Annotated in this window: 1 protein-coding gene; it reads left to right on the top strand. The window is 42.1% G+C overall.

Annotation, left to right across the window (positions count from 1 at the left end; all coding sequences use genetic code 11):
* Positions 1-78: 78 nt before the first annotated feature.
* Positions 79-894, top strand: coding sequence for an aminoglycoside O-phosphotransferase APH(3')-Ia (locus ACFULT_RS27155; protein WP_000018329.1), 816 nt, complete (start codon positions 79-81; stop codon positions 892-894).
* Positions 895-929 lie beyond the last annotated feature (35 nt).

The raw sequence follows: 929 nt of genomic DNA, 5'->3' as shown, positions 1-929 counted from the left end.
GAAATACATTCAAATATGTAGACGCTCATGTCAAAATACCCCTCATAAATGATAGAATAAACTTGAAAAAGGAAGAGTATGAGCCATATTCAACGGGAAACGTCTTGCTCTAGGCCGCGATTAAATTCCAACATGGATGCTGATTTATATGGGTATAAATGGGCTCGCGATAATGTCGGGCAATCAGGTGCGACAATCTATCGATTGTATGGGAAGCCCGATGCGCCAGAGTTGTTTCTGAAACATGGCAAAGGTAGCGTTGCCAATGATGTTACAGATGAGATGGTCAGACTAAACTGGCTGACGGAATTTATGCCTCTTCCGACCATCAAGCATTTTATCCGTACTCCTGATGATGCATGGTTACTCACCACTGCGATCCCCGGGAAAACAGCATTCCAGGTATTAGAAGAATATCCTGATTCAGGTGAAAATATTGTTGATGCGCTGGCAGTGTTCCTGCGCCGGTTGCATTCGATTCCTGTTTGTAATTGTCCTTTTAACAGCGACCGCGTATTTCGTCTCGCTCAGGCGCAATCACGAATGAATAACGGTTTGGTTGATGCGAGTGATTTTGATGACGAGCGTAATGGCTGGCCTGTTGAACAAGTCTGGAAAGAAATGCATAAACTTTTGCCATTCTCACCGGATTCAGTCGTCACTCATGGTGATTTCTCACTTGATAACCTTATTTTTGACGAGGGGAAATTAATAGGTTGTATTGATGTTGGACGAGTCGGAATCGCAGACCGATACCAGGATCTTGCCATCCTATGGAACTGCCTCGGTGAGTTTTCTCCTTCATTACAGAAACGGCTTTTTCAAAAATATGGTATTGATAATCCTGATATGAATAAATTGCAGTTTCATTTGATGCTCGATGAGTTTTTCTAAGAATTAATTCATGAGCGGATACATATTTGAATGTA

It is taken from the genome of Rhodococcus sp. NPDC057297, from assembly GCF_042667435.1.
Classification (GTDB): domain Bacteria; phylum Actinomycetota; class Actinomycetes; order Mycobacteriales; family Mycobacteriaceae; genus Rhodococcoides.
Note: the sequence above shows the minus strand (reverse complement) of the source record. Positions and strands in the feature narration are given on the sequence as shown.

Bases quoted from the DNA above. Each gene is read 5' to 3' on its own strand.
- ACFULT_RS27155 (WP_000018329.1), top strand. From the start codon at position 79: ATGAGCCATATTCAACGGGAAACGTCTTGCTCTAGGCCGCGATTAAAT.